Genomic DNA, 508 nt, shown 5'->3' with positions numbered 1-508 from the left:
ATACTAAAGAAAGCAAAGAGTTAATGAAATTTTGCCGAAAATTTACGGAGCCTCTACGTAATGCGTTAAGGGAGGAAAAAATCTTATTAGCGAAAGAAAACTTTAAACGTCCTGTTATCCATGTTTTCTTTATTGCATCAGGCTGCTGTTATACAGGTTATTCATATAGTACAAACAGCTCTCCATTTTATATGGGGATCCCTCGTCTGAAGTTTCCATCGGATGCACCAAGTCGTTCAACATTGAAACTTGAAGAGGCATTCCATGTGTTTATTCCTTATGATGAATGGGATGAGCGCTTAGGTAGCGGTATGAATGCCGTTGATTTAGGGGCATGCCCCGGAGGTTGGACTTACCAGTTAGTAAAACGCAGTATGATGGTACATGCGGTTGATAATGGTCCGATGGCTCAGAGTTTAATGGATACAGGGCAAGTTAAGCATCATCGAGTAGATGGTTTTAAATTCCAGCCTAGCACCAACAATATCACTTGGTTAGTGTGTGATAT

The 508-nt window shown here is 40.4% G+C and carries 1 protein-coding gene; it reads left to right on the top strand.

The genetic code is table 11. From position 1 onward, the window contains the following. Positions 1 to 508 (top strand): 23S rRNA (cytidine(2498)-2'-O)-methyltransferase RlmM (gene rlmM, locus ABN217_RS20510; protein ID WP_349460047.1); only part of this gene is annotated, 508 nt, incomplete at both ends.

Source organism: Proteus sp. fly-1067, from assembly GCF_040139345.1.
GTDB lineage: Bacteria > Pseudomonadota > Gammaproteobacteria > Enterobacterales > Enterobacteriaceae > Proteus > Proteus vulgaris_B.
The sequence above is the reverse complement of the archived record's forward strand: the minus strand, read 5'-3'. Positions and strand labels throughout refer to the sequence as shown.